This window comes from Dokdonella fugitiva (assembly GCF_004342425.1).
Lineage (GTDB): Bacteria > Pseudomonadota > Gammaproteobacteria > Xanthomonadales > Rhodanobacteraceae > Dokdonella_A > Dokdonella_A fugitiva.
In genome coordinates this window covers 155,375-163,816 of record NZ_SLWQ01000001.1, presented here as the reverse complement: position 1 = coordinate 163,816, position 8,442 = coordinate 155,375, and the positions used below count along the sequence as shown (strand labels likewise).

Genomic DNA, 8,442 nt, shown 5'->3' with positions numbered 1-8,442 from the left:
CGCCACCACCGTCGTCACAGCCGCGTCGCTGCGGCGGCGCAAGGGGATGAGAGATGGCCGAACTACCGCGTGAAATCCGTGGCGTCATGGTGCCGATCACCGAAGGCCGCGTGCTGCTGCCGAATGCGACCGTCGCCGAAGTGATCAGCTACACGCGGCCGGAATCGATTCCGAACGCACCGGCGTGGCTGCTCGGTCGCCTGCCGTGGCGTGGCTGGCGCCTGCCGCTGTTCTCGTTCCCGATGCTCACCGGGCAACTCGCCGACGAGAGCCGCACCAATGCGCGCGTCGCCGTGCTGAAGGCGCTCGGCGGCAACGCGAGCATGCCGTTCCTGGCCCTGCTCGCGCAGGGCTTCCCGCGCCTGACCACGATCACGCAGGAACTGCTGATCCCGACCAGCGACGAACATCCGCACGCGCCCGGCGTGCGTGCCGAAGTGCTCGTGCGCGACGACCGCGCGATCATTCCCGACCTCGACGCGATCGAAGGCATGGTCGCGCGCGCGCTCGCGGCCTGACCGCTTCAGCGTCCGGTCCGGACGAGCCTGCTGCGGCTGGCGAGGTCGTGCCAGCCGCGCCGGTCGTGGTCGACCAGGCACCACAGGAAGCCGATCCCGCAGGCGGACAGCGAGACCAGCGCGACCGCGAAGCGCAGCAGCGCGCGCGGCCAGTGCAGCGGCATGCCGTCGGCCGACACCACGCGCAGCCGCCATGCGCGCATGCCGATGGTCTGGCCGCCGCGCGTCCAGGACAGCACGAAATACGCGGCGGTCACGCCGAGCAGGGCCGTGCGCAACAGGTTGCGGTAGAGCGGGGAGGGATGCGCGACGTCGACGTCGCCGTGCACGGCGAGCAGCGCGAGGCCGACCGTGAGCATCCATAGCCCGATCAGCGGGAACAGGTCGTACGCGGCGGCGGCGAGGCGCAACCACAGGGAAGCGGGAGGCGCTTGGGACATCGTCGGAAGGATGGAGTGACGCCTGCTAGCGTCGCGGTTTAGGCTCGGCGGCGCAAGCAACCCGGGACGCCGCCGCCGCATGACCCGCACTTCGAAGCCACCGCGCGCGCGCGCAGCGACCGCGACCGCGGCGCCGGCGCGTCCGCGCGGTCGGCCGCGCGCGGCCGCGGTGGCGCCGGCCGACGCTGCGCTGATCGACTTCTTCCTCGAGCGCGCGTGGTCCGAACTCGGCCTCGCCGCCAACACGCTCGCGAGCTACCGGCGCGACCTCGAGGGCTGGTCGCGCTGGCTCGGCGGGCGCGGCCTCGGGTTCGCGAATGCCGACCGCGAACACGTGCAGCGCTATCTCGGCGAACGTTCGCATTCGGGCGGTGCCGCCGGCGGCGGCTACAAGGCGCGCTCGAATGCACGCCTGCTGTCCGCACTGCGCCATTTCCATCGCCTGCTCGTGCGCGAGGGGCGGCTCGATGCCGATCCGACCCTGCTCGTCGACGCGCCCAAGCTGCCGCGCAGCCTGCCCAAGGCCCTGTCCGAAGCGGACGTGGAGAACCTGCTGCGTGCGCCGCGCGACGACGCACTCGGCCTGCGCGACCGCGCGATGATCGAGCTCATGTACGCGACCGGCCTGCGCGTGAGCGAACTCGTCGGCATCACCGCGGCGCAGGTCAACCTGCGCCAGGGCGTGCTGCGCGTGCTCGGCAAGGGCGGCAAGGAGCGCCTGGTGCCACTCGGCGACGAAGCGGCGCACTGGTTGCAGCGCTACGTCGCCGAAGCGCGTCCGGTGCTGCTCAAGGGCGCGCGCAGTGACGCGCTCTTCGTCAGCAACCGGCGCGCGGCGATGACGCGGCAGATGTTCTGGACGCTGGTCAGGAAGCACGCCCTCGCGGCGGGGATCGCGCCCTCGCGCATCTCGCCGCACGTGCTGCGCCATTCGTTCGCGACGCACCTGCTCAACCATGGCGCGGACCTGCGCGCACTGCAGCTGATGCTCGGGCACAGCTCGCTTTCGACCACGCAGATCTACACCCTGGTCGCGAAGGAAGGCCTCAAGCGCCTGCACGCGCGCCATCATCCACGCGGCTGAATGGCGCAGCTGAACGCGGCGGCGCGATCGGTTTCACTTCCGCCAGCCGGGGGCGCGTGCGAGAATCCCGCATTGGCCTGGGAACCTTGGCTGCCACGCGCGGTCGAGGGGACGATGCAAGCTTCTTCCGCCGCAGCCGGTCCCCCAAGTCGATCCGTACTCTCGCGCGAGGTATCCATGCGTTTTCCGCTGATTGCATCCGGCCTGCTGCTGGCCACCCAGGCGTTCGCCGCGACTCCCGCCGAGGACACGGTGCGCCAGGCCCTCGGGCAGATCGCCCCCAACGTGAAGATCGAGGCGGCGCAGGAATCGGCGGTGCCCGGCTTCTACGAGGCGATCGCCGGCGGCGAATTCGTCTACGTGAGCAAGGACGGGCGCTACCTCCTCAACGGCAGCGCGTTCGACATCGCCGCCAAGCGCGACCTCACGCAGGTGTCGCGCGGCAAGGTCCGCAAGGCCGCGCTCGACCGGATCGGCCCCGACAAGCGCATCGAATTCGCGCCGCAGGCGCCGATCGCGTCCAAGCATCGCGTCACCGTGTTCACCGACGTCGACTGCCCGTTCTGCCGCCGCTTCCACGAGCAGATCGCCCAGTACAATGCGAAGGGCATCACCGTCGATTACCTGTTCTTCCCGCTGTCGATCCATCCGGGTGCGGACAAGAAGGCCGAGGCGGTGTGGTGCTCCAAGGACCGCCCGAGCGCCTTCACCAAGGCGATGGCGGGCCAGGACCCCGGCAAGGCGACCTGCCCGAACCCGGTGGCCGAGCTCACCGAGCTCGCCCAGGCGCTCGGCATCGGTGGTACGCCGACGATGCTCGCGGCCGACGGCACGATGATCCCGGGACAGATCGCGATGTCGCCCGATCGCCTCGCCGCCGAACTGGATCGCCTGGCGCAGGCCAGCGCCGCGAAGAATTGAGGACGCCACGATGATCCGACGCCACCTTTTCGCCGCGCTGCTCGCCGCGCTGCCGTTGTCCTTCGCCGCCCGCGCGGCGGAGTCCCCCGCCGACGCCGCCGCGCGCAAGGCGCTCACCGAACTCGTGCCGCAGGCCAAGGTCGACGCAGTCGAGCAGGCGCCGTTGCCGGGTTTCCGCCAGGTCATCGTCAGCGGCCAGATGGTCTACGTCAGCGACGACGGCAAGTACCTGTTGCAGGGCTCGCTGTACGACACCAGGAGCAAGCGCGACCTCACGGCCGCGCGCCTCGCGGTCGACACCAAGCGCAAGGTCGACGCCGTTCCGGCGGACAAGCGCATCGTGTTCGCGCCGTCCGGAAAGCCCAAGTACAAGGTCACGGTGTTCACCGACATCGACTGCGGCTATTGCCGCAAGCTGCATTCGCAGGTCGCCGAGTACAACCAGCGCGGCATCGAGCTCGACTACCTGTTCTTCCCGCGCAGCGGCCTCAACACGCCGTCCTTCGACAAGGCGGTGTCGGTATGGTGCGCGAAGGACCGCAAGGGCGCGTTCACCGCGGCCAAGAGCGGCGCGAATCCTGCACCGCTCAAGTGCGACAACCCGGTCGCCGAGCAGTTCACGCTCGGTACCCAGATCGGCGTGAATGCGACGCCGGCGGTCTTCGCGCCCGACGGCACGCACATCGGCGGCTACCTGCCGCCGGACGAGATGCTCGCGCGCCTGCAGTCGCTCGCACCGCCTGCGCTCGCCGGTAACTGACCGCTCGCCAAGCGCGTCCCGCGACGCCCGGCACCTGCCGGGCGTCGTCGTTCAGGGCCCCGTGCGCCTCGGTCGCGGACCGCATCGGCTACAATAAGCGGCTCCCCATCGCCGCCCGCGCCATGATCGCCCTCGACGGCCTGCCCGCGCTTTCCCCGTTCCGCATCGATCGCCTCAACGCCGATCTCGCCCGCCAACTGCCCGGCACGCGCGTGCGCGCGACGTGGCACGTGTATTTCGTCGCCGCAGGACCGGACGCCGGGCTCGATCTCGCGCACCTGTGCGAGGTCGTCGAGGCCGGCACGCAGCCCGCGCGCGCGGCGTCGCTGTGGGTCGTGCCGCGCCTCGGCACGCGTTCGCCGTGGTCGAGCAAGGCGACCGACATCCTGCTCGGTTGCGGTTTCCCCGTGCACCGCATCGAGCGCGGCCTGGCCTTCGACCTCGACGGGGCGCCCGCGCGCGGCAGCGAGGACTGGCAGCGCCTCGCGCGCGTCCTGCACGATCCGATGACGCAGTCGGTCGTCGATTCGCTCGACGAAGCCGCGCACGCGTTCGACGCGGGCCCGGCGCAGCCGCTCGCGCGCGTCGCACTCGGCAGCGATGCCGTCGCCGCGCTGGAAGCCGCCAATATCCGCCTCGGCCTCGCCCTCGCCGCCGACGAGATCGCCTACCTCGCCGACCGCTACCGCGAGCTCGGGCGCGACCCGTCCGACGCCGAGCTCATGATGTTCGCGCAGGCGAATTCCGAGCACTGCCGGCACAAGGTGTTCAATGCGTCCTTCACGCTGGACGGACTCGCGCAGGCGAAGTCGCTGTTCGCGATGATCCGCAACACCCACCAGCAGTCGCCCGCGCATACGCTGTCGGCGTACCACGACAACGCGGCGGTGATCGAAGGCACTGCCGCGCGCCGCTTCTTCGCCGACCCGGCGGACGGCGTGTTCCGCGCGCATGCGGAGGACGTGCCGTACGCGATCAAGGTCGAGACGCACAATCATCCGACCGCGATTTCGCCGTACCCGGGCGCATCGACCGGTTCTGGCGGCGAGATCCGCGACGAGGGCGCGACCGGGCGCGGCGGCAAGCCGAAGGCGGGCCTCGTCGGGTTCAGCGTCTCGGACCTGCGCATCCCGGGCCTGCCACGGCCATGGGAACGCGAGCGGCCGCTGCCGCCGCGTTTCGCGAGCGCGTTCGAGATCATGCGCGACGGCCCACTCGGCGGCGCCGCGTTCAACAACGAATTCGGCCGGCCCTGCCTCGGCGGCTACTTCCGTGCGTTCGAGCAGGACGCCGGCGCGCCGGGCCTGCGGCGCGGCTACGACAAGCCGATCATGATCGCCGGCGGCCTCGCCAACCTGCGCGCTCCGCATGTCGACAAGGGCAGCCTGCAGGATGGCGACGCGGTGATCGTGCTCGGCGGACCGGCGATGCTGATCGGCCTCGGCGGCGGCGCCGCCTCGTCGGTCGCCGCGGGTTCGAGTTCCGAGCAGCTCGACTTCGCCTCCGTGCAGCGCGACAACCCCGAGATGCAGCGGCGCTGCCAGGAAGTCATCGACGCCTGCTGGGCACGCGGCGACGCCAACCCGATCGTGTCGATCCACGACGTCGGTGCCGGCGGCCTGTCGAATGCGATTCCCGAGATCCTCAACGACTCCGGCGTCGGTGGCCGCATCGAGTTGCGCGACATCCCGAGCGACGACCCGCAGCTGTCGCCGATGCAGATCTGGTGCAACGAATCGCAGGAGCGCTACGTGCTCGGCGTGCGGCCGGCCGACCTCGCCGCGTTCGAGGCGATCTGCGTGCGCGAGCGCTGCCCGTTCGCGGTGGTCGGCCATGCGACCGCCGAGCGCCGCCTGCGCGTGAGCGACCGCCTGCTCGGCGGCGAGGCGATCGACCTGCCGCTCGACGTGCTGTTCGGCAAGCCGCCGCGCATGCAGCGCGACGCCCGCCGCAAGCCGCCGCGCGTCGACATCGTGCCCGACGTCGAGGGCATCGCGCTCGCCGACGCGATCGGCCGCGTGCTGCGCCTGCCCGCGGTCGGCAGCAAGTCGTTCCTCGTCACCATCGGCGACCGCACGGTCGGCGGCCTCTGCTCGCGCGACCCGATGGTCGGGCCGTGGCAGGTGCCCGTCGCCGACTGCGCGGTCACGCTGGCCGACTTCGACGGCTATGCCGGCGAAGCGATGGCGATGGGCGAACGTACGCCGCTCGCGCTGCTCGACGCGGCCGCGAGCGCCCGCATGGCGGTCGGCGAAGCATTGACGAATCTCGCCGCGGCCGACGTGAAGCTCGACGAAGTGCGCCTGTCGGCGAACTGGATGGCGGCGGTCGGCCACGATGGCGAAGATGCTGCGTTGTACGACGCGGTGCACGCGGTCGGCGAGGAATTGTGCCCCGCGCTCGGCGTGTCGATCCCGGTCGGCAAGGACTCGCTGTCGATGCAGACGCGTTGGCAGGAGGGCGCCGTCGAACAGCGCACCGTATCGCCGGTGTCGCTGATCGTGAGCGCGTTCGCGCGCACGCGCGACGTGCGCCAGGCGCTCACGCCGCAACTGCGCCTCGACGCGGGCGATACCGAAATCTGGCTGATCGACCTCGGCGCCGGGCTCAACCGACTCGGCGGCAGCAGCCTGCTGCAGGCGTTCAACCGCGGCGGCGGCGCACCGCCCGACCTCGACGACGCGCAACGCTTCAAGGCGTTCTTCGCGGCGATCCGGCAGGCCAGCCATGATGGCCTGCTGCTCGCCTACCACGACCGCAGCGACGGCGGCGCGATCGTCGCGCTGCTCGAGATGGCCTTCGCCGGCCACTGCGGCCTCGACGTGCGGCTCGACGGCTGGGGCGACAGCGTGATGGCCGCGCTCTTCAGCGAGGAACTCGGCGCACTCGTGCAGGTGCGCAGCGCCGACCGCGACGCGTTCGGCGCAACCCTCGCCGCGCACGGCATCGATGCGCTCGCCCATCGCGTGGCCACGCCGACGGCCAAGCCGCGCGTGCGGCTCGAACTCGACGGCGAAACGCTCGCCCGGTTCGAATGGCGCGAACTCATGCAGGCGTGGTCGGAGACGAGCCATGCGATGCAGCGCCTGCGCGACAACCCGGCCAGCGCCGACGCGGAACTGGAATGGCGCATCGACGAAGCCGACCCCGGCATCACGCCGGTGCTGAGCTTCGATCCGGCCGAGGACATCGCGGCGCCGTACATCGCGCGCGGCGCGCGTCCGCGCGTGGCGATCCTGCGCGAGCAGGGCGTCAACGGCCAGGTGGAGATGGCGTCTGCGTTCACCCATGCCGGGTTCGATGCCGTCGACGTGCACATGAGCGACCTCGCCAGCGGACGGCACACGCTCGCCGGTTTCAGCGGCTTCGCCGCCTGCGGCGGCTTCAGCTACGGCGACGTGCTCGGCGCCGGTCGCGGCTGGGCGGCGTCGATCCTCTACAACGCGCGCCTGCGCGACGCGTTCGCGGCGTTCTTCGCCGACCCGGCGAAGTTCGCGCTCGGCGTCTGCAACGGCTGCCAGATGCTCGCCAACCTCAAGGCGATCATTCCCGGCGCGACGCACTGGCCGCGTTTCGTGCGCAACGCGAGCGCGCAGTACGAGGCGCGCCTCGTCACGCTCGAGGTGCTCGATTCGCCCTCGATCTTCTTCGCCGGCATGGCCGGGTCGCGCATCCCGGTCGCCGTCGCCCACGGTGAAGGCCACACGCGCTACGACGATCCCGCCGACGCCGGCCGTGCAATCGTGGCCGTGCGCTTCGTCGACAACCACGGCCGGCCGACCGAGCGCTTTCCGCTGAACTCCAATGGTTCACCCGGTGGTGCCACGGGGTTCACGGCCGCGGATGGCCGCGTGACGATCCTCATGCCGCATCCGGAACGCGTCGTGCGCAGCGTGCAGCTGTCGTGGCGGCCGCGCGAGTGGGGCGAGGATTCGCCGTGGATGCGCATGTTCCGCAATGCGCGGGCCTGGGCAGGCTGAAGCGTGGCGCTCTCGCCGATCCGCGAGTTCGGCCTGAAGGCGGTGCTGTGGCTGCCGCTCGCGTTCGTCGTCTGGTTCTGGGCGGCGCCGCTGTGGGTGTGGCCGGCGATGCTCGTCGCCAAGCAGGTGCTGCTCGGCCATTGGGGAACCTTGTTCGAGAGCGTGCGCCTCGGTGGCGAGCTGCTCGACGCGGGCGGCCGGGTGGTCGCGCGGGCGGGTTACCTCGTCAGCCTCGGCACGCGCGTGACGGTCGACGTGCGGGGCGCGACCGGCGTGCTCGAGCCGACCTTGAACCCGATGGTCTACGCCTGGTCGCTGCCGTTGTTCGGTGGCCTCGCGATGGCCACGCCACTGTCGACGGGCCGCCGCATGCTGCAGTTCGCGCTCGCGCTCGCGGTGATCTGGCTCGGCCAGGCGTTCGGCATCGTCGCCGAGGCACTCAAGACGCTCGCGTTCGACGCGGGCGCAAGCGGCGCCGCGGCAGTCGCTCAGGCAGGACTCGACGCCAATGCGATCGCGCTCGCCTACCAGTTCGCGACGCTCGTGCTGCCGGCGATCGTGCCGGTCGCCCTCTGGATCGGCTTGAACCGCGCGTTCATCGAGACGCTGGTCGGCCGCGGCCGGGAACCCCGGCCCGGCGATCGAGGTCTGAACTCGCGCGAGGGCGGCGGGCCCGCCGCTCCAGGCTGATGTCCCCTGCAGGTCCCGACGAGGGCGCCGGATGTGGAACAATGCCGCC

7 protein-coding genes are annotated in these 8,442 nt (G+C 71.2%); 6 read left to right on the top strand and 1 reads right to left on the bottom strand.

The window, feature by feature from the left end:
- The first annotated feature begins 53 nt into the window (after nt 1-53).
- Complete coding sequence (locus tag EV148_RS00665) at nt 54-518, top strand: chemotaxis protein CheW (RefSeq protein WP_131991945.1); 465 nt, start codon at nt 54-56, stop codon at nt 516-518.
- A 5-nt stretch (nt 519-523) separates the two neighbouring features.
- On the opposite strand, the gene EV148_RS00660 is transcribed toward EV148_RS00665, so the two are convergent.
- Nucleotides 524-958: an RDD family protein gene (locus EV148_RS00660; protein WP_158287249.1), complete on the bottom strand. Its 435-nt coding sequence runs from the start codon at nt 956-958 to the stop codon at nt 524-526.
- A 79-nt stretch (nt 959-1,037) separates the two neighbouring features.
- On the opposite strand from EV148_RS00660, the gene xerD reads away from it, so the two are divergent.
- From xerD to EV148_RS00635, 5 genes are all read left to right on the top strand, one after another.
- On the top strand, nt 1,038-2,042 hold the full coding sequence (gene xerD, locus EV148_RS00655) for a site-specific tyrosine recombinase XerD (protein WP_131991939.1): 1,005 nt from the start codon (nt 1,038-1,040) through the stop codon (nt 2,040-2,042).
- Between the two features lie 177 nt (nt 2,043-2,219).
- On the top strand, nt 2,220-2,963 hold the full coding sequence (locus EV148_RS00650) for a DsbC family protein (RefSeq protein ID WP_158287248.1): 744 nt from the start codon (nt 2,220-2,222) through the stop codon (nt 2,961-2,963).
- 10 nt (nt 2,964-2,973) lie between these two features.
- Nucleotides 2,974-3,723 (top strand): DsbC family protein, encoded by a 750-nt coding sequence (locus tag EV148_RS00645; RefSeq protein ID WP_131991933.1) that lies wholly within the window; start codon nt 2,974-2,976, stop codon nt 3,721-3,723.
- Nucleotides 3,724-3,845: 122 nt separating this feature from the next.
- Nucleotides 3,846-7,703: a phosphoribosylformylglycinamidine synthase gene (gene purL, locus EV148_RS00640; protein WP_131991930.1), complete on the top strand. Its 3,858-nt coding sequence runs from the start codon at nt 3,846-3,848 to the stop codon at nt 7,701-7,703.
- A gap of 3 nt (nt 7,704-7,706) precedes the next feature.
- Entirely contained in the window at nt 7,707-8,393 is a 687-nt protein-coding gene (locus EV148_RS00635; protein ID WP_131991927.1) for an exosortase H-associated membrane protein, read from the top strand.
- Nucleotides 8,394-8,442 lie beyond the last annotated feature (49 nt).